We start from the raw sequence: 23,778 nt of genomic DNA, 5'->3' as shown, positions 1-23,778 counted from the left end.
ACCACAGGGGGACGGGTCCGATGAGCCAGCCGCCCGGACAGCAGCCGCCGCAGGGCGAGTTCGGAGCACCGTACGATCCGGCTACCGGTCCGTACACCCAGCCGCCCGCCCAGCCCGGCTACGGCTATCCGCCGCAGGGTTACGGACCGCCCCAGCCGGGCCCGTACAACCAGCAGCCCGGCCCGTACACGCAGCCGGGGCTGCACCAGATGCCCACCCAGCAGCAGTACGCGGCCCCCGGGTCCGGCGGGGCACCCGGCCGGGGCGGGCCGTTCCGGGGCCGGACCGGGAAGATCGTCGGGGCCGTCGTCGCCGTGGCACTCCTCGCGGGCGGCGGGATCTGGTTCGCCACCAGCGGCGGCGGGGACGACGACAAGCCCCTGGCCGGACCCACCCATTCCGCGAAGCCCACCGTTGCCCCGTCACCGACCAAGGGCGGGGCCACCGGAGAGCCGGTGGTCAGCCCGGAGGAGCAGGCCCGGACCATCAACGCCGGGGCCAAGTCCGGTGAGGCGAAGGTCGCCTGGATCCAGAAGGGCGGCGTCGACCTGCCCCGCAACGGCGAGGACCAGTTCGGCCCCTGGTTCGCCGGGGACATCGTCGTCCGGGCCCTGTTCAACACGGTCTCCGGCTACTCGGTCTCCGACGGCACCCGGAAATGGAACCTCCGGCTGCCGGCCAAGATGTGCTCGGCGCCCTCGCAGCCCACCGCCGACGGAAAAATCGTCCTCGGCATCCGGCACGACACCGCCGCCGACGCCGAGTGCGACACGCTCCAGATGGTCGACCTGAGGACCGGCACGGCCGGCTGGCGCAAGTCGTACGTCCGCAAGGGCGTCTGGGACGGGCTCTCCGACCTCGCGATGTCCATCAACGGCGACACCGTGACCGTCGGCCGCACCAGCCGCACCGAGGGCTTCCGGGTCAGCGACGGCAAGCAGCTCTTCGGTGAGCGGACCGGGCCGTGCCAGCCGTTCGGCGTCGCCAGCGGCCCGGTCGCCATCGCGGCCGTCAGCTGCCACACCGCCGACGACCAGTACAAGGACCAGCAGGTGCAGCGGATCGACCCCGCCACCGGCAAGGCGCTGTGGACGTACAAGCTGAAGAAGAAGTGGGAGGTCGGGCAGATCTACTCGGTCAGCCCGCTGGTCGTCTCGCTGAAACAGTCGGAGGACCGCGACAAATGGGCCATCCTCGTCCTCAACGCCGACGGCACCTACCGCTCCCAGCTCTCCGGCGGACCGGGGGACTACCAGGTCGAGTGCGAGCGGGACCTGATGTCGCTCGGCCGGAACCTGGACAACTGCGTGGGCGTGGCCGCCGACGCGAACACCTTCTACATGAGCACCAATCACGGTGAGCTCGGCGCCACACAGTCCAACAAGATCGTGGCGTTCGACCTGTCCACCGGCAAGTTCCGCTGGTCGGCCGACGCGCCGGACGGCCAGTCCGTCACCCCGCTGCGCACCGAGGGCGGCAAGCTGCTGATGTACGTCCACGCGGCCAAGGGCAAGGGTGGCGGGATCGCCACGCTCCCCGCCGGCGGCGGCGCCCCGCAGTTCGTGCAGCGCCACCCGGCGTCCGGCGCCGACCTGGAGCGCGGCATCTTCGAACCGCGCGTCGTGTACACCGGCGGACGCGCCGTGCTGACGCCCTCGCGGCTCAGCGGCGTCGACGGCGACGACGAGGTGGACGCGCGCTCCGTGGTGGTCTACGGCGGCTGACGGACCGAAGCATCACAGCGGCATCACAGCCCGGTCCTCCCTTGGGAACAGGGATGGACCGAGCCGGAGGGCGCCCCCGGGCGGGTGGTACAAAGAAGTCCCGCTCGACTGACGTGACACTGCGGGATCCATGCCCGATTCGCTCCATTCCGTCGTGTTCCAGGGGGTCTTGCCCCCTCGGTGCCGACGGGATCGCGGGGGAGTCCGGAACGGGCACCGGACCGCACGAAGGGGGACGTGCTGATGACCCAGCCGCCCGGACAGCAACCGCCGCAGGGAGGCTTCGGCGCTCCGCAGGAGCCGCCGCACGGGGTACCGCAGCCGCCCCAGGGCCCGCCGCAGACCCCGCCGCCCGCCGCGCCGCCCCAGGCCCCCGCCGCGCCGCAGACCCCGCCGCCCACGCAGCCGGGCTACGGCTACCCGCAGCAGCCGGGCCCGTACGACAAGCCGCAGCAGCCGGGGCCCTACGGCCAGCCGCAGCAGCCGGGCCCGTACGGCCAGCAGCCGCAGCCCGGCCCCTACGGACAGCCGCAGCCGGGCCCGTACAACCAGCAGCCCGGCCCGTACGGGCAGCCGCAGCCGGGTCCGTACGGCCAGCAGCCGCAGGCCGGTTACGGCTTCCCGCCGCAGCAGCACCCCGGCGCGCCCGTGCCGCCGGGCCCGAACGGCCCCGGTGGTGGCAACCCGTTCAAGCGCAAGCCGGCCATGATCATCGGTGCCGCCGTGGCCGCGCTCCTGGTCATCGGCGGCGGCGTGTATTTCGCGACGAGCGGGGGCGACGGCGACGACGACAAGCCGGTCGCCGAGAAGAGCGAACAGGTCAAGAAGCCGACCGGCTCGCCCACCGTCGACAAGGGCGACGGCAACGGCACCGGCCGGGAGGAGGACGACGACCTCAACAGCGGCCGCAAGGACGGCGAGGCCAAGGTCCTCTGGCTGCAGAAGAACGACGTGGACCTCCCGCGCAACGGCGCGGACGTCTACGGCCCCTGGATCGTCGGCGACACCATCGTCAAGGGCATGTACCGCACGGTCTCCGGCTACTCGGTCGCCGACGGCAAGCAGGCATGGACGCTGAAGCTGCCGGCCGACATCTGCTCCGCGCCCGAGCAGACCACCGCCGACGGCAAGATCGTCATCGCGATCAAGAACGGCACCACCGACAAGGCCGACTGCTCCGCGCTCCAGCAGATCGACCTCAACACGGGCAAGGCCGGATGGAAGAAGGAGGTCAAGAAGAGCGGCCTCTTCGACATGATGTCCGACCTCTCCATGGCCATCAGCGGGGACACCGTCACAGCCGGCCGCACCGGTGCGTCCAACGCCTTCCGGGTCAGCGACGGCAAGGAGGTCTTCGGGAAGCGGAGCGGCAACTGCCAGCCGTTCGCCTTCGCCGGCGGCCCCAAGCTCATCGCCGCGGTCAACTGCCGCACGGACGACGTCGAGAACCCGCAGCAGGAGATCGAGGAGCTCGACCCCAGCACCGGCAGGGCGAAGTGGACCTACAAGCCCGCCCGCGGCTGGGAGGTCGAGAAGGTCTACTCGGTGACCCCGCTCGTCGTCTCCCTCACCAAGGGCAGCAGCAGCGACGACAAGAAGTGGAGCATCATCGCGCTCCGCGAGAACGGCACGCTGCGCTCCCAGCTGTCCAGCGACAAGGGTGACAAGTTCTCCCCGGACTGCGGCGGCGGCTTCACCATCTTCGGCCAGCAGCTCCAGGGCTGCGTCGGCGTCGCCGCCGACGCCAACACCTTCTACATGTCCACGACGGACGACACCAGCGGCTCCGCCCGCACCAACAAGGTCGTCGCGTTCAACCTGAACACCGGCAAGACGAAGTGGAAGGCGAACTCGCCCGCCGAGCAGACCATGGAGCCGCTCGGCATGGAGGGCGGCAACGTCCTGCTCTACATCGACGGCGGCTACAGCAAGGGCGGCGGCATCGCGACCCTCTCCCCGGCCGGCGGCAGCCCGAAGACGGTGCTCCAGCACCCGGACTCGACCTCGGAGATCGAGCGCTCCTTCTACAACCCGAAGATCCTGTACGCGGGCGGGCGTTCGTTCATCGCGAGCGGTCGGGTCAGCGCGGGCAACGACAAGGAAGAGCTGGAGACGAACACCATGATGGCCTTCGGCAACTGACGGCTCACCCCGTCCGGACGAACCCGACCGACCCCCCTTCCCCGAGGTACGCAACGCCATGACCCAGCCGCCCCAGCAGCCGCCCAACGACCCGCCCCAGGGCGGTTTCGGCGCGCCGCAGGACCCGCCGCCCGGCGGTTTCGGCGCCCCGCAGGACCCGCCCTCCGGTGGCTTCGGCGCCCCGCCCCCGCCGCCCCCCGGCCCGCCCCAGCAACCGCCCACGCAGCCGGGCTACGGCTTCCCGCAGGGGCAGCAGCCCGCCCAGCCGCCGACGCAGCCCGGCTACGGCTTCCCGCAGGCCCAGCCGCCCCAGCCGCCCACCCAGCCCGGCTACGGCTTCCCGCAGCAGGGCCAGCAGCAGCCGTACGGCTACCCGACCGCCCCGATGCAGCCCGCCTACCCGACGCCGCCGCAGGGCGGGGGCGGGAAGAAGTTCTCCACCCAGGCCCAGATCATCGTCGCGGCCGTGGTCGCGGTCGCCCTGATCGTCGGCGGCGGCATCTGGTACGCCTCCAGCGGAGGGGACGACAAGAAGGACGAGGCGGGCTCCTCCGCCGGCACCTCCGGCGAGAACAAGGGCGGCAAGGGCGACGACGGCGGGAAGGGGGGCTCCACCGGCGGCAAGGAGAAGGCCCCCGCGAACGTCGATTCGGCCGTCGGCTTCCAGCTCCCGCAGCCCAAGGTCACCGACGTCACCACCGTCGACGGCTCCTGGGTCACCGACAAGGCGTACGTGAAGTCGGGCATCAACGAGGTCGTCGGCTACGACCTGGACAAGGGAACCAAGCTCTGGTCGATCCCGCTGGACGGCCAGGTGTGCGGCGCCTCGCGGCACATGTCCAAGGACTACAAGACCGCCATCCTCTTCGAGGAGGGCAAGCGCACGACGGCCAAGAAGTACCAGAGCTGCACCAAGGTCGGCGTCCTCGACCTGGCCACCGGCAAGCTGCTGTGGGGCAAGTCGATCACCGCCTCCAACGGTGGTGACGAACCCATCCGCTTCGACGAGGTCACCCTCAGCGGCAGCACGGTCGCCGCCGGCGGCTCCAGGGGCGGCGCCGCCTTCAAGCTGGAGACCGGCGCCGAGCTCTGGAAGCCGAAGGTCAGCACCGACAACTGCTACGACGCGGGGTACGGCGGCGGGGAGGCCCTGGCCGTCGTCCGCAAGTGCGGTTCGTACGACGACCCGCAGCTCACCATCCAGGCGCTGAACCCGACGACGGGCGCCCCGCTCTCCTCGTACAAGATGCCGCCCGGCGTCGACTACGCGAGCATCGTCTCCACCAAGCCGCTCGTCGTCGCCGCCGACGTCGGCGACACCGCGGGCGACGGCAGCAGCATCTCGGACTTCTTCTCGATCGACGAGGCCACCGGCAAGCTGAAGATCCGTATCTCAGCCGACGCCGAGAAGTACGCGGCCAGGTGCGGTTCCACCGAGGTCGAGCAGTGCCAGCACCTCGCCGTCGGCAACAACCGCCTCTACCTGCCGACCGAGGAGCACGAGGGCACCGGCGAGAGCTTCAGCCGGACCAACGAGATCGTCTCCTTCGACCTCACCACCGGCAAGCAGACCGGCGACCGGGCCGACGCGGGCGAGAAGTTCACGATGTTCCCGCTGCGCATGGACGGCGCCAACATCATCGCGTACCGGGAACCCCCGTACGACAAGGGCGGTGAGATCGTCTCCATCGACGGCAGCACCTTCAAGCAGACCGTCCTGATGCGCAACCCGTCCGACGAGGCCGTCCGGGACGCGGAGACCAGCTTCTCCGCGGACTACGCCGAGTTCCGCTACGAGCAGGGCCGCTTCTTCATCTCCGAGACGATGATCAGCGCGCCGCGCAAGAGCTCGCTGAACGAGAAGGAGTACCTGGTGGTGTCCTTCCGCACCAGCTGACCGCGCATCACATGTGGGGGTGGAACCGGCCGGTTCCACCCCCACACGCGTACCCGGCCGTGTAACTTGCAGGCCCTGGAAGGCCGGGGGGCCTTGGCCGGTGTGACGGGGGGATGGGGCGATGGGTGTCCGGCTGATGGTGGTGGACGACCACCGACTGCTCGCCGAGGCGCTGGCCTCGGCGCTGAAACTGCGCGGCCACCGGGTGCTGGCCGCCGCCGCGCCCACCACCGGGGCGGCGGACCTCGTCGTCGGACGCGCCCCGGAGGTCTGCCTGTTCGGCACCGCGTCGCCCGCCGTGCCCGGCACCTTCGACCCCGTCGTCCGGATCCGGCGCGAGCGCCCGCAGACCGCGGTGGTCGTGCTCGGCCCGGTCCCCAGCCCGCGCGGGATCGCCGCCGCGTTCGCGGCCGGGGCCGCCGGGTACGTCCGGCACGACGAGCGGATCGAGGGCGTGGAGCGCGCCATGGTCAAGGCGAGGGCCGGGGAGGCGGCCATCGCGCCCCAGCTCCTCCAGGGCGCCTTCGCCGAACTGCTCGACCCGGTGGCCCAGCCGGACGACGAGGGCCGCAGGCTGCTGCGGCTGCTCACCCCGCGCGAGGTCGAGGTGCTGGTCCGGGTCGCGGAGGGCGAGGACACCCGGCTGATCGCGGCCGGGATGCGGATCGCGCCGAGCACCGCGCGCACGCACGTCCAGCGCGTCCTGATGAAGCTCGGCGTCGGCTCCCGCCTGGAGGCCGCCGCCCTGGCCGCCCGGACCGGGCTGCTGGACCGGGCGGCGGTGACGCGCCAGGGGCCGGACCCCGTCGGCTGACGGGGTCCGGTCCCTGGGGGCGTACGGTCCGGGGAGGGGGTCAGGCCGCCGGGGCGGGGCGGCGCAGGCGGGTCAGGACCAGGTGCGTGACCATGCCGAACAGCAGGCCCCAGAACGCCGATCCGATCCCGTGCAGGGTGATCCCCGACGCGGTGGCGAGGAAGGTGATCAGCGCGGCCTCACGGTCCTTCTCCTCGGCCATGGCCCCGGTCAGACCGCCCGCCAGCGCGCCGAACAGGGCGACGCCCGCCGTCGCCGCGATCAGCTCCTTGGGCAGTCCCGCGAACAGCACCACCAGCGTGGAGCCGAACAGGCCGATCAGCAGGTAGAACGCCCCGCAGGACACCCCGGCGACGTACCGGCGCCGGGGGTCCTGGTGGGCCTCCGAACCGGTGCAGATCGCGGCCGTGATGGCGGCCAGGTTGACGGCGTGCGAGCCGAACGGAGCCAGCGCGGTCGAGACCAGCCCGGTGGAGCCGATGAGCAGCCGGTCGTCCGGGCGGTATCCGGCGGCCGTGAGCACTCCGATCCCGGGGGCGTTCTGCGAGCCGAGCGTCGCGAGGGTCAGCGGTACGGCGATGCCGATCAGGGCGGCCACGGAGAAGTGCGGCGTCGTCAGGACCGGTGTGGCCAGGCCGACGCCGTCGAGGTGCACATGCAGGCGGGAGGTGGCCGCCGCGGCCACCACACCGGCCGCCAGCGCGAGCAGCACGGCGTACCGGGGGAACATCCGCTTGCCGAGCAGATAGGCCACGAGCACCGCGCCGCCGATGTACGGCGCGGACCTCAGCGAGGTGAACACCCCGGTCCCGAAGGAGAACAGGATGCCGGCGAGCATCGCCGAGACCACCGCCGACGGCACGTGGCGCATCAGCCGTCCGAAGACCCCGGTCAGCCCGACGAGGGTGATCACCACACCGGTGACCAGGAACGCGCCGACGGCCTCCCCGTACGAGTACGCGCCGAGGCTGGTGACCAGCAGGGCGGCACCGGGCGTCGACCAGGCGGTGATGACCGGCATCCGGGTCCGCAGGCTGAGCCCGATGCAGGTCAGGCCGGAGCCGATGGAGATGGCCCAGACCCAGGAGCTGGTCTGGCCGGTGTCCAGATGGCCCGCCGACGCGGCCGCCAGCACGATGACCAGCGGCCCGGAGTAGGAGACCACGACGGCGATGAAGCCCGCGAGCACGGCCGAGAGGGACGCGTCCCGCCAGAGGCCGGGCCGGGGGGCGGCGGAGTCCTCGGCGGGGGGCGCCCCGCCGGGGTCCGACGGGGCGCCCCCGGCGGCGGAGGAACCGGCCGCCGGGGGGTGGGGGGTGTGGGTCTCAGAGCTCAACGGTCTTCCTTCGCGGCCCGCTCCAGGGCCTGTTCGAGGTCGGCGACGAGGTCCGCGGGATTCTCCAGGCCGACCGAGACGCGCAGCATGTCCTTGGGCGACGTGCTGCCCGGGCCCTCGAAGGTATAGCGGTGTTCGATCAGGCTCTCCACTCCACCGAGAGAAGTGGCCCGAATGAACAACTCGCAGTGCTGGGCGGCGCGCAGGGAGCGCTGCCACTCCCCGGCCACGTGCAGCGAGAGCATGCCGCTGAAGCCCGCACTCATCTGACGTGCGGCGATGGCGTGGCCGGGGTCGTCGGGCAGCCCCGGATAGGCGACCTTGCGGATCAGCGGATGCCCGGCGAAGTGCTCGGCGAGCGCCATCGCGGTGGCCGAGATCTGACGCATCCGCGGGAAGAGCGTGCGTATGCCGCGCATCAGCAGGTAGGTCTCCAGCGGCCCGAGCATGGGCCCGGTCAGCCTGCGGTGCAGTTCCAGCCGTTCCCACAGGGCTGCCGTCCGCTCGTCCGGGCCCGGGGCCAGCACGAGCAGACCGGCCACCACGTCGGTGTGGCCGTTGAGGTACTTGGTCCCGGAGTGCATGACGATGTCGGCACCGAGTTCGAACGGGCGGGAGTGGACGGGCGTGGGCACCGTGTTGTCCACGCCGAACAGCGCTCCGGCCCCGCGCGCCACCGCGCCCACCGCGGCGAGGTCCGTCACCGTCCAGGTGGGGTTCGCGGGGGACTCCGCCCACACCAGGCGGGTCGGGGCGGCCGCCACCGCGGCGGCGACGGCGTCCAGGTCGTCCATGGCCACCTGGACCACTTCGAGGCCCTGTTCCGTACCGAATTCCAGGAGCCACTTGGTGAGCCCGAAGTACATCGTCCGGGGCACCACGACCCGGGAGCCGGCGGGCAGCACCTGGAAGACGGCGGTCGCGGCGGCCATCCCGGACGAGAACAGCAGGCCGCGCGAGCCGCCCTCAAGGCCGGCCACCACGTCCTCGACCTGCTCGTAACCCGGGGCCCCCTGGTCGCGCAGGTAGGCCAGGCCCGCGGGGGTGCGGTACTCGCCGTCCCTGGCGTAGGTGGCGCCCATGCTGATGGCGGGCGGCACGGCTCCGGTGGTGGGGGAGCGCCAGCCGTCGCCCTGCGCGGCCCGGGTCTCCACGTGGTACGTGTGCGTCCAGGGGGTGTACTTCTCGCGGTTGTTCATCGGTTCCTCTCGTCGGACGGGGCCGCCCCGGCTGCGGTGGGGGTGCGGTGGAGGGTCGGGACGCCCCGCAGCTGCGGCAGGGCCGTGGTGAGGGCCAGCTCCGCGTCCAGCAGCGCACGCGAGGGTGTGCCGGGGGAGGGGACGTAGTGGTTGTAGTAGCTGGAGCCCTCCGTGTGGGGCCCCAGGAAGAACAGGCGGGACTGGACCGCGCCCGTCCGGGCGATGCCCTGGCCGCTCCGGTTGACCTCAAGACCGGGCAGGTGGGTCCCGCCCGCCGTACGGGTCCTGGCCCGGCCGGACCGGACCAGGCGGCTCAGCAGCGAGCCGGTGACCCGCTCCGCCACGGGCTCGGTGACATGGGCGTGCACCACGTGGTCGACGTCCACGACGGTGTGCTCGTCGAGCAGGGTCGACTCCAGCTGCCAGGGGCCGCCCCCGCCGAGGGGCGGAACGAGCTTGGGCCCGGGGCCCGGCCCCAGGCGCAGCACCCCCGCGGCGAGCAGGGAGAGGAGCTCCGCCGAGCGGTCGAGCTGCGGGCCGATCACCAGACGGTTGACGAGCGGGGCGAAGGTGCCGAAGAAGTACGCCGACGACTCGTCGTCCAGGCCCGGGGCGTCCACGACGGCGCGGAGCGCGTCGCGGTGGTCGCGCAGGACCTCCAGGGCCTCCTTCAGGGGGCTGACGCCGAGACCCGCGCGTGCCTCGCCGAGGTCGTTCTCCACCTCGGCGGTGAAGTACGCGGTGTACGCGCGCTGGTCCGGCCAGGTGGGGGCGGGTGTACCGCCGCGGTCGTCGGACGTGGCCGGTGCGCCGTGCAGCAGGTCGGCGACCCCGGTCGGGCCGAAGCGCTCACGTAAGCCGGCGAGGAGCTGTTCGTACCCCGACGCCCTTGCCTCATCGGCGAGTTGGGCGGCGGCCCGGGCCGTGTCCGGGGTCCGGCCGCCCAGGCTGCGGGCGAGCAGGGTGCGATACCAGGCGAGTTCCATCTCGGCGGCGACGAGCGGCTGGACGTCCCGGACGAAGGACAGCCGGCCGTCCGGCCGCCGGGCGCGCAGCGCGGACAGGCGTTCCCCGGTCAGCGCGAGCGGGGTGGGGCGGAGCCGTCCGGGGTGGAGGTGCGGCCTGCTCCGGGCGGGCAGTCCGGAGCGGTTGGCCAGCACGATCAGCGGCTCGCGCCCGCCCGGCTCGTAGCGCAGCCGGTCCCCGTCGCGGACGTGCCGGCCGCCACGGCCCACGGTGAGGGTGGCTATCACGTCCATGGCCGTCAGCCCCGTGCCCAGCACGGCGACCCGCTCCCCGGGCGCGATGGCGTCGAGCGCCCCGGGCAGGGGATACGGGCGGCTGACCGACCGGGGGGCCTCGGCGGGCGGCGGGGGCAGGTGGAGGGAGTGGTGTCCGACGGTGACGAAGACGGCGTCCGCGGTGATGCGGCCCCCGTCGGCGAGGACCACCGTCTCGGAGTGCTCCCGCCCGTCGTCACCGGTCCCGGTGAGCACGTCGACCGCTGTCGTCGTGTGCCGTACGAGGGTCAGGTGGCCGGGGGCGGCGTCCATGATCCGGCGCGCGGCCCACGTGAGGTACTCGCTCAGCAGCCTGCGCGGCAGGAAGTCGTTGGGCCTGATCTCCCGGCCGCGCCCCGGCCGCACGGTGAAGCCGTCCTCGTCCAGCCGCAGATCGCGTTGGAGGCACCAGGCGTGCAGCGAGGGCCCGGTCAGGGGGACCGGACCGTCCACCATGTCCGCGTCCGCGAACGCCGTCACCTGCGCGCAGACGGTGTTGAGCAGCAGGTGGTCGGGCTCGTCGGGGCGGTGGAATCCGGGCCCCCCGACGCCCGGGTCGACCAGGTGCACGACGAGGGGCGACGGGGTCGCGAGGGCGTGGGCGGTCAGCCGTTCCAGTACGCCGAGGCCGCGGGAGCCGACGCCTATGATCACGGCCGACGCCGGTGCGGTGCAGGGTTCCTGTGCGGGCGTCACCATCGGCTGGTCTCCCCGAAGAAGTCCGGCACCGGCATCGCCGTACCGTCGGCGCGTGCCTGGGTGAGGACATGGGTGCCGACCGCCAGGTCGAGGACCCCGAGCCCGAAGGGCGAGAAGATCACCGGCCGGGCCGGGTCCGGCGTGACCTCGCCGTTCAGCACGGCCGCGAGGGTCCCGGTGACGAAGGAGCGGGAACCGGAGAGCTGTTCGGCCAGATGCGGCGAGGTGTTGGCCTTCAGGCAGTGCTCGACGTCGTCCAGGATGTTCTCCGCGCCCAGGACCACCTCGGGCGTCAGGTCCCGCAGCGAGATGTTGAGGACCACCTGACCCGCTTCGAACGGGCGGGTGACGTACGGTTCGAGGGCCGTCGTGGCGAACACGACGGTGTCCGCCGCCAGGGCGGTGTCGCGGTCGGCGGTGAAGGACGCGGCGCGGCCCTGCGTGACGCGGATGTGATCGGCGAGGGCCCGGCCGGACGGCTCGTCGATGTCGTGCACCAGATAGGCGTCCGGGTCGCATCCCGCGGCGTGCAGGTAGTCGCAGATGTTGCGGGCGATGACCCCGCCGCCGACGACGGCGACCGTGGTGCCCCGGTGGCCGCCGGGCCGCAGCGTGCGGGCGGCGACGGCGGCCGACGCGGCGGTGCGCGCCGCGCTGATCCCCGCGGCCTCCATGCAGGCGACCGGGTAGCCGGTCTCGTAGTCGTTGAGCACGAGGACCGCGGCCGCCCGGGGCAGACCGGAGGCGGTGTTCCTGGGGAAGCTGGCGATCCACTTGATTCCGGCGAGCTGTACGTCGTCGCCGAGGAAGGCGGGCAGCGCGATGATCCGCGAGTCCGGCTTTTCGGGGAAGCGCAGGAAATAGCTGTCGGGGTTGACCGAGTCGCCCCGTTCGTGGGCCAGATAGGCGCGTTCCACGATGTCGAGGACCGAGGACCGGGAATTCCGAAGAATTTCCTGGACGGCCTTACCGGTGACAATATCGAAGTCGAACATTTCTCCCCCTTGTCAGGACTGAGCCCGATGCATTGTTCGGTCGTTCGTTCCGGGCCAGCGCTCCGCCACCCAATGGTCGTCGTAAAGGGTGTCGAGATAGCGGTCGCCGAAATCGGGCGAGAGGGCCACCACCGTGCTCCCCTCCGGAATGTCCTGCGCCGTTTTCCGTACGGCGGCGAGCACCGTCCCGGTCGATCCGCCGAAGAGCAGACCGCGTTCCCTGGCGAGGGCGTGGCACATGGCGACGGCCTCCGACTCCGGAACGAGGACGAGGTCGTCCACCAGCGTCGGGTCGAGGATCTCGGGCCTCCGGCTGGTGCCCAGGCCCGGGATGTGGCGCGGGGCGGCCGGGGTGCCGAAGGTGACCGACCCCACGGTGTCGACGGCGACGATGCGGGTCTCCGGGCTGTGCGCCCGCAGGTACGCCCCGCAGCCCATCAGCGTCCCCGTGGTCCCCGCGCCGACGAAGACGTAGTCGGGGTGGCCGATGTGCTCGACGATGGACCGCCCCGTGCGGTCCCGGTGTGCGGCGGGGCCCGCGGCGTTGGCGTACTGGTTCAGCCAGTGCGTGTGCGGCTCACGGCGCAGCCGCCGTCTGATGTAGTTGATCCGTGACTGCAGGAACCCCCCGTTGGCGTCGGGGATGTCGATGACGACGACCTCCGCGCCGAGCGCCCGCATCAGCTGGACCGACTGGCGGTTGGCGTTCGGGTCCGTGACGCAGGTGAGCGCGTACCCCTTGGCCGCGCACACCATGGCCAGGGCGACGCCCAGGTTGCCGGACGTCGATTCGATCAGCCGGGTCCGGAGGAAGGGGCGGCGCGACTTCTCGGCCTGCTCCTCCGCGTCACGGACCAGGGCGACCGCGGTCTTGAGCTTGACCGAGCCCGCTGGATTGAGACCTTCCAGCTTGAGGTAGAGGATGCTTCCGGGAACTAATTGGTCGAGCCGGACGAAGACGTCGTCCAGCACCAGGTCGTAGACTTCTTCCGCTATCACCAGAATCCAAACCGTGAAGTAAAGGTGATGGGCAGGGCGCACTGCGCCGCCTGGGTTGCCTGCACGGGCATGGTGGTGAAAATCTTTGGCCCGTGTGCGGTTTTGGAATGTTCTGTATGTACTCCCCCTGGCCGAGGGTCCCCCGTATCTGCTCGGCCGTCAGGGATCCTGACACGAAAAGACGGCCCGATCAATGCATATTCCAGCATGTGGAAAAGGTTGATCGGTGAATAACATTCGATGAGTAAAGGGAATTAAAAATTCCGGGCCGGGCCCGCGACGGAAACGCGGCAGGGGCCGGACCCCGTCGGCTGACGGTGTCCGGCCCCTGCCGCGCAAGGCGTACTAGTCCTCCGGCGCGTGCTCCGGGGCCTGGGCCGGGCGCAGCTTCATCCAGACCAGGAAGAACAGGCCGAGCGCCAGCATGGCGAGGCCGGTCCAGAGGTTGATGTGGACGCCCTGGGCCTTCTTCAGGTCCTCGTCGGACGGGCTGATCCCGGCGATCGTCACGATGATCCCGTAGACCACGAAGAGGCCGCCGATGATCCGCCGGATGTCGAAGAGGCGGGCCGCCGTGGCGGACTTCTGCTCCAGGTCGGAGACTTCCTTGTGCAGTTCGGACATGGTGGGCTGCTCCGATCAGAACGAGTAGGGGACGTAGCACAGGGCGGCGAGCACGATGGCTCCCCAGCCCAGGAGTGCGGGCCTGCGGTACCAGGCGCTGTCGCCCTCCTCGGGCACCTCGGGGGCGCCCGGGGACTCGGTTCCGTAGACGAGGCCGGCGAGTTCGGCCTCGGGCTTGGGAGCGGTGAAGAGCGTGACCGCGACCATGACGACCGCACCGGCGACGAAGCCGACGATCGCGGAGACGAAGTTCGCGCCCTGGTCGCTCGGGATGTCGATGACGCCCTGCTTGTAGATGACGAAGTAGTTGACCATCGCGGCCGTGGTGCCCGCGAGCAGGCCCCAGACGCCGGACTTCATCGAGGCGCGCTTCCAGAACATGCCGATGATGAAGACCACGAAGAGCGGCACGTTGAAGAACGAGAAGAGCGTCTGGAGGTAGCTCATGATGTTCGAGAAGCTGGCGGCGATGAACGCGGTGCCGATGGAGGCCAGCACACCGAGCGCCGTGATCAGCCGGCCGAAGCGCAGGTAGTACGCGTCCGGCTGGTCCTTCTTCACGTACCGCGCCCAGATGTCCGTGGTGAACACGGTGTTGAACGAGGAGACGTTGGCGGCCATGCCCGCCATGAACGCGGCCAGCAGACCGGTCACCGCGATGCCGAGCACACCGTTGGGCAGCAGCTCGCGCATCAGCAGCGGGATCGCGTCGTTGTACGTGGTGCCGGAGCCGTCGGTGCCGATGTTGGGCACGATCACGGCGGCGACCAGGCCCGGGATCATCACGGCGAAGACGATGAACATCTTCGGGAACGCGGCGATCAGCGGGGTGCGCTGGGCGGCCGAGAGGTTCTTCGCGGACAGCGCGCGCTGCACCTCGGCGAAGTTCGTCGTCCAGTAGCCGAAGGAGAGGACGAAGCCGAGGCCGAGGACGATCGTCAGCCAGTTCGCGCCGAGCGGGTTGGCGTCACCGATGCCGGTGCCGCCCCAGGCCGACATGAAGTTCGAGCCGTGGCTGGACGTCAGCGAGTCGCTCAGCCCGTCCCAGCCGCCGACGCGCTTGAGGCCCAGCAGGGTCAGCGGGATCAGCGCGGCGAGGATGACGAAGAACTGCAGCACCTCGTTGTAGATCGCGGAGGAGAGCCCGCCGATCGTGATGTAGACGAGGACGAAGAGGCCCGCGACGACGATCGCGACCCACTGCGGCCAGCCGAGCAGCGCCTCCACGACGATCGACAGGGCGTACAGGTTGACGCCCGCGATCAGGATCGCCGAGAAGGCGAAGAGTATGGAGCTCAGCAGGTGCGCGGACTTGTCGAAGCGCTGGAGCAGGAACTCCGGCACCGAGCGCACCTTCGAGCGGTAGTAGAACGGCATCATCACGAGGCCGAGGAAGACCATCGCGGGGATGGCGCCGATCCAGTACCAGTGCACGACCGCGACGCCGTACTGCGCGCCGGTGGCCGCCATGCCGAGGATCTCGGTGGCGCCGAGGTTCGCCGCCACGAAGGCCAGACCGGTCACCCATGCGGGCAGTGACCGTCCGGAGAGGAAGAAGTCGAGGCTGGTCTTGACGCTCGCCCGGGCGGCGAAGCCGATGCCGAGCACCACGACGAAGTAGATCGCCAGGATCGTGTAGTCGAGCCCGTTCGTGGGGAGCCGGAGCCCTGCTGCCAGGTATTGCATGTGGGGGTCTCGCTTCGTTGCGCGAACTGAACCCGAAGGAAACTACGCTCTTGTGTTCAGAAAGTGAACAGTTCCCGAGAGGTTCTTTGTTTGTTTGTGATCGTATTGCCTAAATCACAGGCTTCAAGCGGCTGCGATCCGCCTCGCACGACCCGTCTGCCCCCGCCGTCGACTCATTGACGCATCTGTTGACTTGTGGTTCATTGTGTTTGCTTATGTTCGGTGGGAGGAGTCTGGTGAAGAAGACGGTTACGACGCTCGCCGACGGCCGGGAGCTGATCTACTACGACAGCCGCGACGATCTCGTCCGCGAGGCCGTCGACACGCGCCCCCTCGACGCCGTCTCCACCTCGTCCGAGATCCGGCGCGACCCCCTGCTCGGTGACAGCGTGGCCATCGCCTCGCACCGCCAGGGCCGGACCTACCACCCGCCCGCCGACGAGTGCCCGCTGTGCCCCTCGCGCGAGGGCCGGCAGAGCGAGATCCCGGAGCCCGACTACGACGTCGCCGTCTTCGAGAACCGCTTCCCCTCGCTCGCCGGCGACTCCGGCCGCTGCGAGGTCGTCTGCTTCACCTCCGACCACGACGCCTCCTTCGCGGACCTCACCGAGCAGCAGGCCGGGCTCGTCCTGGACGCCTGGACCGACCGCACCGCGGCCCTGGCCGCGCTTCCGCAGGTCAAGCAGGTGTTCTGCTTCGAGAACCGGGGCGCCGAGATCGGCGTCACGCTCGGCCACCCGCACGGGCAGATCTACGGCTACCCCTTCGTCACCCCGCGCACCGAGCTGATGCTGCGCTCGATGGCCGCCCACCACGCGAAGACCGGCCGCAACCTCTTCGACGACGTGGTCGCACGGGAGGAGGAGGACGGCTCCCGGATCGTGCTCGCCGCCGAGCACTGGATCGCCTTCGTCCCCTACGCGGCCCACTGGCCGTACGAGGTGCACCTCCACCCGCGCCGCCGCGTCGCCGACCTGCGGGAGCTGGACGAGGAGGCGCGCACGGAGTTCCCACAGGTCTATCTGGAACTGTTGAGGCGATTCGACCGGATCTTCGGACCCGGAGAGCCGCCGACCCCGTACATCTCCGCCTGGCACCAGGCGCCGTTCGGGGTCCCCGGGCGTGAGGACTTCGGGCTCCACCTTGAGCTTTTCACCATCCGACGGACCTCCGGCAAGCTGAAGTTCCTCGCGGGTTCCGAATCCGGCATGAGCGTGTTCATCAACGACGTGCCGCCGGAGACCGCGGCCCAGCGACTGCGAGAGGTAGCGAGCCAGTGAGCAAGACCCCGAAGAAGTACCTGGTCACCGGTGGTGCCGGTTACGTGGGCAGTGTCGTCGCCCAGCACCTCCTTGAGGCCGGTCACACCGTCACCGTCCTGGACGACCTCTCCACCGGCTTCCGCGAGGGCGTCCCGGCCGGGGCCGACTTCATCGAGGGCCGCATCCAGGACGCCGCCAAGTGGCTCGACGCCTCCTACGACGGGGTCCTCCACTTCGCCGCGTACTCCCAGGTCGGCGAGTCGGTCACCGACCCCGAGAAGTACTGGCTCAACAACGTCGGCGGCTCCACGGCGCTGCTCGCCGCGATGCGCGCCGCCGGGGTCCGCACCCTGGTCTTCTCCTCCACCGCGGCCACCTACGGCGAGCCGGTCACCAGCCCCATCACGGAGGTCGACCCCACCGCCCCGACCAGCCCGTACGGCGCCACCAAGCTCGCCGTCGACCACATGATCACCGGGGAGGCCGCCGCCCACGGCCTGGCCGCCGTCTCGCTGCGCTACTTCAACGTGGCCGGGGCGTACGGGGACTGCGGCGAGCGCCACAGCCCGGAGTCCCACCTCATCCCGCTGGTGCTCCAGGTCGCCCTCGGACAGCGCGAGTCGATCTCCGTCTACGGCGACGACTACCCGACCCCGGACGGCACCTGCGTCCGCGACTACATCCACGTCGCTGACCTCGCCGAGGCGCACCTCCTCGCCCTCGACGCCGCCACCCCGGGCGAGCACCTGATCTGCAACCTCGGCAACGGCAACGGCTTCTCGGTCCGCGAGGTCATCGAGACGGTCCGCGAGGTCACCGGCCACCCCGTCCCCGAGACCGCGGCCCCGCGCCGCGCCGGCGACCCGGCCGTCCTCGTCGCCTCCGCCGCCACCGCCAGGGAGCGGCTCGGCTGGCAGCCGTCCCGCGCCGACCTGGCCGGAATCGTCTCCGACGCCTGGACGTTCGCCCGCCGAGAGGAGCCCACCGCACCATGACCGAGGACCACGCAGAGCTCACCGCCTCCTTCACCGAGCTGTACGGAAGCGAGCCCGAGGGGATCTGGGCCGCACCCGGCCGGGTCAACCTGATCGGCGAGTACACCGACTTCAACGACGGCTTCGTCATGCCGCTCGCCCTCCCGCACACCGCGCGCGCCGCGGTCTCCCGCCGCACCGACGGCGAACTGCGGCTGCACTCCACCGATGTGCCCGGCGGCGTCGTCCGGCTCCGCGTGGACGGGCTGACCCCGAACGAGGGCCACGGCTGGGCCGCCTACCCGGCCGGCGTCGTCTGGGCGCTGCGCGAGGCGGGCCACGAGATCACCGGCGCCGACATCCAGCTGACCTCCACCGTCCCCACGGGCGCCGGGCTCTCCTCGTCCGCCGCCCTCGAAGTGGTCACCGCCCTCGCCCTCAACGACCTCTTCGGCCTCGGGCTCGACGCGGCCGAGCTCGCGGTCCTCGCCCAGCGCGCCGAGAACGCGTTCGTCGGCGTCCCCTGCGGCGTCATGGACCAGATGGCGTCCGCCTGCTGCACCGAGGGCCACGCCCTGCACCTGGACACCCGGGACCTCGGCCGCCGCCAGGTGCCCTTCGACCTGGCCGCGCACGGGCTGCGGCTCCTGGTGGTCGACACCCGGGTCAAGCACGCGCTCGGCGACGGGGCGTACGCGGAGCGCCGGGCCGGCTGCGAGGAGGGCGCCCGTCTGCTCGGCATAGGCACCCTGCGCGACCTGCCGTACGAGGAGCTGGGCGCCGCCCTGGAGCGGCTCGCGGAGTCCGGCGCGGACGAGTCCGTCGTGCGGTACGTGCGCCATGTGGTCGGCGACAACCAGCGCGTCGAGCAGGTCATCGCGCTGCTCGACGCGGGCGACGTGCGCGCGGCGGGCCCGGTCCTCACGGCGGGTCACGTCTCGCTCCGCGACGACCTGCGGGTCTCCTGCGTGGAGCTCGACCTCGTGGTCGAGGCGGCCAACGCGGCCGGGGCGCTCGGGGCGCGGATGACCGGCGGCGGCTTCGGCGGCTCGGCGATCGTGCTGGTCGAGGAGGCGCGGGCGGACGCGGTGACCAAGTCCGTCCTGGAGGCGTTCACCGCCGCCGGTTACGGCACCCCGGGCGTCTTTCCCGCGGTGCCGTCGGCGGGGGCGCGCCGGCTGGTCTGACCGGGGTCAGCCGAACTCCTTCGTGAGGGTGTACTCCGTGACGCCCGGCGGGAAGTCCTCGACCTGCCCGCGCACCTCGTACCCCTGCTTCCGGTAGAAGCCGGGGGCCTGGAAGTCCCAGGTCTCCACCCGGGACCGGGCGCAGGCCCGGTCCTCCCGGGCCACCCGTTCCGCCTCGGCGAGCAGCCGGGCGCCGAGGCCGGAGCCCCGGTGCGCGGTGTCGACCCACAGCAGCTCCAGGTGGAGCCAGCTCGCCCAGGTCCGGGCCGCGAGACCGCCCGCGAGGCGCCCCTCGGCATCCAGCGCCCAGACGTGCAGCGGCTCCTCCTGCGCGTCCGGGCGCCGGCGGAGGGCGCTCATGTGCGGTGAGCGCGCGGTGTTGTCGTCCCGCAGCAGCTGGTGCAGCTGGGCACGCCGTTCCTTGTCCACTTCTGTCTCAAGATGGAACATGCGCCCCAGCCTAGGCCGCACCCCCGGACAACTTCCGCCATTTTCCCGTTCCCCCGGGCCCCCGCCCGTACGCTGATGCACAGCGCGACGGGGGCCTGCGTCGTGCGCCCCGTCACACACAGCATGGGGGTGCCTGTGGCCCGTATCCGGGTTCTCGTGGTGGACGACCACCGGATCTTCGCCGAATCACTGGCCGCCGCGCTCGCGGCCGAGCCCGATGTCGAGGTGGCCGCGGCCGGCAGCGGCCCGGCGGCGCTGCGCTGCCTGGAGCGCGCGGCGGCCGAGGGCCGGGGATACGACGTGCTGCTGGCCGACGCGGAACTGGGCGCCGCCGCGCTCGCCCGCACCGGGGTGGGCCCGGTCCCGGTGCCCGCCCCGCGCCCCGCTCCCGGACAGGGCGGCCCGGTCGACGGGATCGCCCTCGTCGGCGCGGTCCGCGCGGCGCGTCCCTCGGTGCGTACGGTGGTGCTCGCCGAGAAGGACGACCCGGCCCGGGCCGCGCTCGCCCTCCAGGCCGGGGCCTGCGGCTGGGTCGCCAAGGACAGCTCGCTGCAACGGCTGCTCGCGGTGATCCGGGGGGTGCTGCGCGACGAGACGCATCTGCCCGCCGCGCTGCTGACGGGGGTGCTCCGCGAGCTGCTGGCCGACCGCAAGCACCGCACCGAGAGCGAGACGCTGGTCGAGTCGCTGACCCCGCGCGAACGCGAGGTGCTGCGGTGCATGGTGGCGGGTCTGGGCCGCAAGGCGGTCGCGGAGCGGCTCTTCCTGTCCCCGCACACCGTGCGGACGCACATGCAGAACGTGCTGGGGAAGCTGGGCGTGCACTCGACGCTGGCCGCGGTGGCGCTGGCGCGCCGGGCCGGGGTCGGCCCGGCCGAGCTGGCGCTACCCGGGGACGTTGTCGAACGGGGCGGTCAACTGGCGTAGCAGCCCGGCCAGTTCGGCGCGCTGCTGGCGGGAGAGCTCGCCGAGGATGGCGCGCTCCTGGGCGAGGAGACCCGCCAGGGACTGGTCGGCCTTGTCCCGGCCCTCGGCGGTGAGCCGGACGAGGACGCCGCGCCGGTCGCTCGGGTCGGGCAGCCGCTCGACCAGGTTCTTCTTGGTGAGGCGGTCGATGCGGTTGGTCATCGTGCCCGAGGTGACCAGGGTCTGGGTGAGCAGCTGGCCGGGGGAGAGCTGGTAGGGGGCGCCTGCCCGGCGCAGCGACGTGAGCACGTCGAACTCCCACGGTTCGAGCTGGTGCTCGGCGAAGGCGATGCGGCGGGCCCGGTCGAGGTGCCGGGCCAGGCGGGAGACGCGGCTGAGGACCTCGAGCGGTTCCACGTCGAGGTCGGGGCGCTCGCGGCGCCATGCAGCGACCAGACGGTCGACCTCGTCCTCCATGTGGATCAGTGTAGATGGTCTGTCGACATGAAGTCTCTTGAATTCAAGTGTCTTGACATCAAGATATGCGCTGATCATGCTGGACGTCATGACCGCACCCCTCTGGGATCCGCAGCAATACCTGCGCCACGCGGATCACCGCACCCGCCCCTTCCACGACCTCCTGGCCCGCGTCCCCGACCCACCGGACAGCCCCGGAGACACCCCCGCACCCCGCATCGCCGACCTCGGCTGCGGCGCGGGCAACGTCACCGCCCTGCTCGCCGAGCGCTGGCCGCACGCCCGGATCACCGGCTACGACAACTCCCCGCAGATGCTCGAACGGGCCCGCGCCCACGCCACGGAGCTGCTGGACTTCGCCGAGGCCGACGCGGCCGTCTGGACGCCCTCGGAACCGTACGGCCTGATCGTCTCCAACGCCCTGCTCCAGTGGGTCCCCGGCCACGCCGCCCGCCTGCCGCTCTGGCTGGACGCCCTGCTCCCCGGCGGCACCCTCGCCCTCCAGGTCCCCGGCAACTTCGACCAGCCCTCGCACGTCCTGATGCGCGAACTCGCGGAGTCCCCGCGCTGGCGGCCCCGCCTCGGCGGCCTGCTGCGCCACACGGACGCCGTGCTGAGCCCCGCCGGATACCTGGACGCGCTGACCGGCCCCGGCACCACCGCCGACGTCTGGGAGACCACCTACCTCCACCTCCTGCCCGGCGAGGACCCTGTCCTGGACTGGGTCAAGGGCACCGGGCTGCGCCCCGTCCTCACCGCACTCGCCGACGACGAGGAGGCCCGGGACGCCTTCCTCGCCGACTACCGCGACCGGCTGCGCGCGGCCTACCCGAAGGGCCCGCACGGCACGGTCTTCCCGTTCCGCCGCGTCTTCGCCGTCGCCCACCGGGAGGACCGGTGATCGCCTCGCTCGACCACGTCCAGCTCGCCGCCCCGCAGGGCAGCGAGGACGCGCTGCGCACGTACTACGCGGACGTCCTCGGCATGACCGAGATCCCGAAGCCGCCCGTGCTCGCGGCCCGGGGCGGCTGCTGGTTCGCCGCCGGTCCCGTCCAGCTCCACCTGGGCATCGAGGCGGACTTCCGCCCGGCCCGCAAGGCCCACCCGGGCCTGCGCGTCACGGACATCGAGACGTACGCGGCCCGGCTGGCCGAACGCGGCGCCGAAGTGGTCTGGGACGACGGCCTGCCGGGCCACCGCCGCTTCTACAGCCACGACCCGGTGGGCAACCGGCTGGAGTTCCTGGAACCGGCCACCGGCTGAGCACACGGCAGCGCCCCGCCCCCGCCGGTGCGGGAACGGGGCGCCGTGGGTCACGCGGGCCTAGTACAGGCCGTTGTAGATGTCCCAGCCGTAGCCGATCTTGACGCGCTTCTCGATCTTGCCGGTGCCGGTGGACGAGTAGCGGTACACGTCGCCCTTGCCGTCGACGCCGACCAGGTCGGCGAAGCCGTCGCCGTCGAGGTCGCCGGGAGCGGCGAACTGCTTGTACGTGTTGTAGCCGTAGCCGAGCTTGACGCGGGCCGAGAGCGGCTTGGCGGCGTTGCCCGTGCCCTTGTACAGGTACAGGTTGCCCTTGGTGTCGCGGGCCACGACGTCCGCGATGCCGTCGCCGCTGAGGTCACCGGCGCCGACGATCTTGTTGTACGTGTTGTAGCCGTAGCCGACCTTGACCTTGGTCGCGAACTTGGTGCCGAGCCCGTTGCCCTTGTACAGGTACAGGTTGCCGCTGGTGTCGCGGGCCAGCACGTCGCCCTTGCCGTCGCCGCTCAGGTCGCCCGGACCGGTGAGGCTGTTGTAGACCTGCCAGCCGGAGCCGATCTCCTCGGCGCCGACCCAGAGGGTGCCCTTGTAGACCTGGAGGAGCTCGCCCCAGCCGTCGTTGTCCAGCGAGGACGCCAGCGACAGGCTCACCTGGTTCCAGCCGGTGTCCGAGCTGTCCAGCTGACGCGGGAAGAACTGCTCGTTGTTCCGGCTCTGGTACCAGTACAGGCTGCCGCCCTTGGTACGCGCCTCCAGCTCCTGCTTGCCCCAGGCCGGGTTCCCGCCCGCACTGGCGAACAGCGCCGCCGCGTTCCACCCCGTGCCGCCCTCGACGCGCGACTCGAAGGTCCCGTAGCCGGTGGAGAGGTACGTGTAGAGCGCGCCGTTCGGCTTACGGGCGACGATGTCGCCGAGGCCGTCGCCGTCGAGGTCGTCGAAGCTGATCAGCTGGTTGTAGATGTCCCAGCCGTAGCCGACCTTGGCGCGCGCCTTGAAGGGCTTCGCCGCGTCGCCGGTACCGGCGTAGAAGTACACGTCACCGGCGGGCGTACGGGCGATGACGTCGCCCAGACCGTCGCCGTTGACGTCGTTCGCGCCCACGATCTGGTCGTAGACGTTCCAGCCGTAGCCCACCTTGACACCGGCCTTGAAGGGCGCGCTGTTCACGTTGCCGGTGGAGATGTAGACGTAGACGTCACCCGAGGGCGTACGCGCGAGCAGGTCGCCGCGGCCGTCGCCGTCCAGGTCGCCGGGGGCGGAGACCTTGTTGTACTTCTGCCAGCCGCTGCCCGACCAGGTGGCGTAGCCGGTGCTGTCCGCGCCCCAGCTCTGGTAGAGCGAGAGCTTGCCCGACGCCGACAGCGTCAGGACCTCGGCCATGCCGCCGCCGTCGAGGTCGCCCGGCGTGATGATGTCCTTGGCGGTCTCGTACTGGTCGTCGCTGTTGATCGTGTACGGGTGCGAGCCCGAGGAGTCCATGGCGGCATACACGTTGCCGTCCAGACCCCGGTAGAGCATGTCGGTGTAGCCGTCGCCGTCCAGGTCCCCGCGCGGCTTGGCCGGGACGACGGAGGACGGGGACTGGGTGCCCGCCACGCCCGAGGCGCCGGACTTCTTCTTCGCCGTGCGCTTCGGCAGGCTGAGCGTCGGCTGACCGCCGAGCTCGGGGGTGAACTGCGCGGTGGCGCCGCTCGGAGCGGGCGCCGAGTCATCGGCCGAGGCCGGGGCCGCCAGCAGCATGCCGGCGGAGAGAACGAGTGCGGTGCAGGCCGCGATCCGGCTCGCGCGCTTCGAGCGCACGACGAAACGGCCGGGTTCCACAGAAGTCAAAGCCCCCCCAGGGGTAAGTGGTGGAACCGGGGCA

General features: G+C 71.5%; 20 protein-coding genes. 10 read left to right on the top strand and 10 right to left on the bottom strand.

Annotated elements, in window-relative coordinates; genetic code table 11:
* Positions 1 to 20 precede the first annotated feature (20 nt).
* The 4 genes from ACZ6C6_RS21255 to ACZ6C6_RS21240 all read left to right on the top strand — a co-directional run bounded on the left by ACZ6C6_RS21255 (position 21) and on the right by ACZ6C6_RS21240 (position 6,577).
* A complete protein-coding gene (locus tag ACZ6C6_RS21255; protein ID WP_469204826.1) occupies positions 21 to 1,724 on the top strand; it encodes an outer membrane protein assembly factor BamB family protein in 1,704 nt (567 codons plus the stop codon).
* Positions 1,725 to 1,967: 243 nt separating this feature from the next.
* Positions 1,968 to 3,866 carry an outer membrane protein assembly factor BamB family protein gene (locus ACZ6C6_RS21250; RefSeq protein WP_469204825.1) on the top strand — a complete coding sequence of 633 codons (1,899 nt, stop codon included), beginning with the start codon at positions 1,968 to 1,970 and terminating at the stop codon, positions 3,864 to 3,866.
* Between the two features lie 58 nt (positions 3,867 to 3,924).
* Positions 3,925 to 5,763 (top strand): outer membrane protein assembly factor BamB family protein, encoded by a 1,839-nt coding sequence (locus tag ACZ6C6_RS21245; protein ID WP_469204824.1) that lies wholly within the window; start codon positions 3,925 to 3,927, stop codon positions 5,761 to 5,763.
* A 121-nt stretch (positions 5,764 to 5,884) separates the two neighbouring features.
* Positions 5,885 to 6,577 (top strand): helix-turn-helix transcriptional regulator, encoded by a 693-nt coding sequence (locus ACZ6C6_RS21240; protein ID WP_073968595.1) that lies wholly within the window; start codon positions 5,885 to 5,887, stop codon positions 6,575 to 6,577.
* Between the two features lie 40 nt (positions 6,578 to 6,617).
* On the opposite strand, the gene ACZ6C6_RS21235 is transcribed toward ACZ6C6_RS21240, so the two are convergent.
* The 7 genes from ACZ6C6_RS21235 to ACZ6C6_RS21205 form a co-directional block, all read right to left on the bottom strand.
* Positions 6,618 to 7,913: a benzoate/H(+) symporter BenE family transporter gene (locus tag ACZ6C6_RS21235; protein ID WP_469204823.1), complete on the bottom strand. Its 1,296-nt coding sequence runs from the start codon at positions 7,911 to 7,913 to the stop codon at positions 6,618 to 6,620.
* Positions 7,910 to 9,112: a trans-sulfuration enzyme family protein gene (locus tag ACZ6C6_RS21230; protein WP_469204822.1), complete on the bottom strand. Its 1,203-nt coding sequence runs from the start codon at positions 9,110 to 9,112 to the stop codon at positions 7,910 to 7,912. The genes ACZ6C6_RS21235 and ACZ6C6_RS21230 overlap by 4 nt, the downstream gene beginning before the upstream one ends.
* Positions 9,109 to 11,091 carry an FAD/NAD(P)-binding protein gene (locus ACZ6C6_RS21225; RefSeq protein WP_469204821.1) on the bottom strand — a complete coding sequence of 661 codons (1,983 nt, stop codon included), beginning with the start codon at positions 11,089 to 11,091 and terminating at the stop codon, positions 9,109 to 9,111. Before ACZ6C6_RS21225 ends, ACZ6C6_RS21230 begins: the two co-directional genes overlap by 4 nt.
* Positions 11,085 to 12,086 carry a 2,3-diaminopropionate biosynthesis protein SbnB gene (gene sbnB / locus ACZ6C6_RS21220; RefSeq protein ID WP_469204820.1) on the bottom strand — a complete coding sequence of 334 codons (1,002 nt, stop codon included), beginning with the start codon at positions 12,084 to 12,086 and terminating at the stop codon, positions 11,085 to 11,087. The genes ACZ6C6_RS21225 and sbnB overlap by 7 nt, the downstream gene beginning before the upstream one ends.
* A 12-nt stretch (positions 12,087 to 12,098) precedes the next feature.
* Positions 12,099 to 13,085: a 2,3-diaminopropionate biosynthesis protein SbnA gene (gene sbnA, locus ACZ6C6_RS21215; RefSeq protein WP_469204819.1), complete on the bottom strand. Its 987-nt coding sequence runs from the start codon at positions 13,083 to 13,085 to the stop codon at positions 12,099 to 12,101.
* Positions 13,086 to 13,430: 345 nt separating this feature from the next.
* Complete coding sequence (locus ACZ6C6_RS21210) at positions 13,431 to 13,709, bottom strand: hypothetical protein (RefSeq protein WP_469204818.1); 279 nt, start codon at positions 13,707 to 13,709, stop codon at positions 13,431 to 13,433.
* A gap of 15 nt (positions 13,710 to 13,724) precedes the next feature.
* Entirely contained in the window at positions 13,725 to 15,395 is a 1,671-nt protein-coding gene (locus ACZ6C6_RS21205) for a sodium:solute symporter family protein (RefSeq protein ID WP_469204817.1), read from the bottom strand.
* 236 nt (positions 15,396 to 15,631) lie between these two features.
* On the opposite strand from ACZ6C6_RS21205, the gene galT reads away from it, so the two are divergent.
* From galT to galK, 3 genes are read left to right on the top strand one after another with little or no spacing between them, the layout of a single operon-like run.
* Complete coding sequence (galT, locus tag ACZ6C6_RS21200) at positions 15,632 to 16,675, top strand: galactose-1-phosphate uridylyltransferase (protein ID WP_469204816.1); 1,044 nt, start codon at positions 15,632 to 15,634, stop codon at positions 16,673 to 16,675.
* Positions 16,672 to 17,652 (top strand): UDP-glucose 4-epimerase GalE, encoded by a 981-nt coding sequence (galE, locus tag ACZ6C6_RS21195; RefSeq protein ID WP_469204815.1) that lies wholly within the window; start codon positions 16,672 to 16,674, stop codon positions 17,650 to 17,652. Before galT ends, galE begins: the two co-directional genes overlap by 4 nt.
* Positions 17,649 to 18,818 carry a galactokinase gene (galK, locus tag ACZ6C6_RS21190; RefSeq protein WP_469204814.1) on the top strand — a complete coding sequence of 390 codons (1,170 nt, stop codon included), beginning with the start codon at positions 17,649 to 17,651 and terminating at the stop codon, positions 18,816 to 18,818. The genes galE and galK overlap by 4 nt, the downstream gene beginning before the upstream one ends.
* 6 nt (positions 18,819 to 18,824) lie before the next feature.
* On the opposite strand, the gene ACZ6C6_RS21185 is transcribed toward galK, so the two are convergent.
* Positions 18,825 to 19,268 (bottom strand): GNAT family N-acetyltransferase, encoded by a 444-nt coding sequence (locus ACZ6C6_RS21185; protein ID WP_469204813.1) that lies wholly within the window; start codon positions 19,266 to 19,268, stop codon positions 18,825 to 18,827.
* A 135-nt stretch (positions 19,269 to 19,403) separates the two neighbouring features.
* Between ACZ6C6_RS21185 and ACZ6C6_RS21180 the strand changes: the two genes are divergently transcribed.
* The gene (locus tag ACZ6C6_RS21180) at positions 19,404 to 20,195 is read left to right on the top strand and encodes a LuxR C-terminal-related transcriptional regulator (RefSeq protein ID WP_469205023.1); all 792 of its coding nucleotides are present in this window, start codon (positions 19,404 to 19,406) and stop codon (positions 20,193 to 20,195) included.
* Here the strand turns inward: ACZ6C6_RS21180 and ACZ6C6_RS21175 are convergent.
* A complete protein-coding gene (locus tag ACZ6C6_RS21175) occupies positions 20,154 to 20,651 on the bottom strand; it encodes a MarR family winged helix-turn-helix transcriptional regulator (RefSeq protein ID WP_365682366.1) in 498 nt (165 codons plus the stop codon). The genes ACZ6C6_RS21180 and ACZ6C6_RS21175 overlap by 42 nt on opposite strands.
* Positions 20,652 to 20,739: 88 nt before the next feature.
* Here ACZ6C6_RS21175 and ACZ6C6_RS21170 point away from each other — a divergent pair, with 88 nt between their 5' ends.
* Positions 20,740 to 21,552, top strand: coding sequence for a trans-aconitate 2-methyltransferase (locus tag ACZ6C6_RS21170; protein WP_469204812.1), 813 nt, complete (start codon positions 20,740 to 20,742; stop codon positions 21,550 to 21,552).
* A complete protein-coding gene (locus ACZ6C6_RS21165; protein ID WP_469204811.1) occupies positions 21,549 to 21,914 on the top strand; it encodes a VOC family protein in 366 nt (121 codons plus the stop codon). Before ACZ6C6_RS21170 ends, ACZ6C6_RS21165 begins: the two co-directional genes overlap by 4 nt.
* A gap of 60 nt (positions 21,915 to 21,974) precedes the next feature.
* On the opposite strand, the gene ACZ6C6_RS21160 is transcribed toward ACZ6C6_RS21165, so the two are convergent.
* Complete coding sequence (locus ACZ6C6_RS21160) at positions 21,975 to 23,735, bottom strand: FG-GAP repeat domain-containing protein (RefSeq protein WP_469205022.1); 1,761 nt, start codon at positions 23,733 to 23,735, stop codon at positions 21,975 to 21,977.
* Positions 23,736 to 23,778: the final 43 nt, after the last annotated feature.

The sequence above is a fragment of the Streptomyces sp. NPDC041814 genome (assembly GCF_055590565.1).
This window is presented reverse-complemented; position numbering and strand designations above follow the sequence as displayed.

Excerpts from the sequence above, each read along its gene's own strand:
- ACZ6C6_RS21255 (WP_469204826.1), top strand. The coding sequence starts at position 21 with ATGAGCCAGCCGCCCGGACAGCAGCCGCCGCAGGGCGAGTTCGGAGCA.
- ACZ6C6_RS21250 (WP_469204825.1), top strand. The coding sequence starts at position 1,968 with ATGACCCAGCCGCCCGGACAGCAACCGCCGCAGGGAGGCTTCGGCGCT.
- ACZ6C6_RS21245 (WP_469204824.1), top strand. The coding sequence starts at position 3,925 with ATGACCCAGCCGCCCCAGCAGCCGCCCAACGACCCGCCCCAGGGCGGT.
- ACZ6C6_RS21240 (WP_073968595.1), top strand. The coding sequence starts at position 5,885 with ATGGGTGTCCGGCTGATGGTGGTGGACGACCACCGACTGCTCGCCGAG.
- ACZ6C6_RS21230 (WP_469204822.1), bottom strand. The coding sequence starts at position 9,112 with ATGAACAACCGCGAGAAGTACACCCCCTGGACGCACACGTACCACGTG.
- ACZ6C6_RS21225 (WP_469204821.1), bottom strand. The coding sequence starts at position 11,091 with ATGGTGACGCCCGCACAGGAACCCTGCACCGCACCGGCGTCGGCCGTG.
- sbnB (WP_469204820.1), bottom strand. The coding sequence starts at position 12,086 with ATGTTCGACTTCGATATTGTCACCGGTAAGGCCGTCCAGGAAATTCTT.
- ACZ6C6_RS21210 (WP_469204818.1), bottom strand. The coding sequence starts at position 13,709 with ATGTCCGAACTGCACAAGGAAGTCTCCGACCTGGAGCAGAAGTCCGCC.
- ACZ6C6_RS21205 (WP_469204817.1), bottom strand. The coding sequence starts at position 15,395 with ATGCAATACCTGGCAGCAGGGCTCCGGCTCCCCACGAACGGGCTCGAC.
- galK (WP_469204814.1), top strand. The coding sequence starts at position 17,649 with ATGACCGAGGACCACGCAGAGCTCACCGCCTCCTTCACCGAGCTGTAC.
- ACZ6C6_RS21185 (WP_469204813.1), bottom strand. The coding sequence starts at position 19,268 with ATGTTCCATCTTGAGACAGAAGTGGACAAGGAACGGCGTGCCCAGCTG.
- ACZ6C6_RS21175 (WP_365682366.1), bottom strand. The coding sequence starts at position 20,651 with ATGGAGGACGAGGTCGACCGTCTGGTCGCTGCATGGCGCCGCGAGCGC.
- ACZ6C6_RS21170 (WP_469204812.1), top strand. The coding sequence starts at position 20,740 with ATGACCGCACCCCTCTGGGATCCGCAGCAATACCTGCGCCACGCGGAT.